The sequence below is a fragment of the Lactobacillus sp. ESL0679 genome (genome assembly GCF_029433515.1).
GTDB lineage: Bacteria > Bacillota > Bacilli > Lactobacillales > Lactobacillaceae > Lactobacillus.
Genome location: NZ_JAQTIG010000019.1, coordinates 1 through 449, shown reverse-complemented (window position 1 = coordinate 449; position 449 = coordinate 1). Strand labels below are relative to the sequence as shown.

Below are 449 nucleotides of genomic sequence, written 5' to 3'. Positions count from 1 at the left end.
TCTTGCAATCTGTTTCTTTTCTCTTTGATTGTGTCTCGGTTTTTTCTTGGATTATATTCAGTTTTCAATGTACTAACCATGAGTCTCTCGACTCAATGGAGGCTAACGGGATCGAACCGATGACCTCCTGCGTGCAAAGCAGGTGCTCTCCCATCTGAGCTAAGCCCCCAAATACTCTTCTGCGACAGTCAATAACCTGATGTCAATGGGCCTAAATGGACTTGAACCATCGACCTCACGCTTATCAGGCGTGCGCTCTAACCAGCTGAGCTATAGGCCCGTCTCTTGCGTATCTGTTCTCTATTCTGTTGTGAGGTACTACCCTCAAAACTAAACAATGTTCTCGCTCCATGTGCTTCCGTTGCTCCTAGGCTTCCTCTAGTATCTCTACTCTCCACCTATTCGCTCTTCCTTAGAAAGGAGGTGATCCAGCCGCAGGTTCTCCTACG

At 47.4% G+C, this 449-nt stretch carries 2 tRNA genes; both read right to left on the bottom strand.

Annotated features, from left to right (window positions below):
• Positions 1-96 precede the first annotated feature (96 nt).
• A tRNA-Ala gene (locus PT287_RS10025) sits at positions 97-169 on the bottom strand.
• A gap of 37 nt (positions 170-206) precedes the next feature.
• Positions 207-280: transfer RNA gene (locus PT287_RS10020), tRNA-Ile, on the bottom strand.
• Positions 281-449 lie beyond the last annotated feature (169 nt).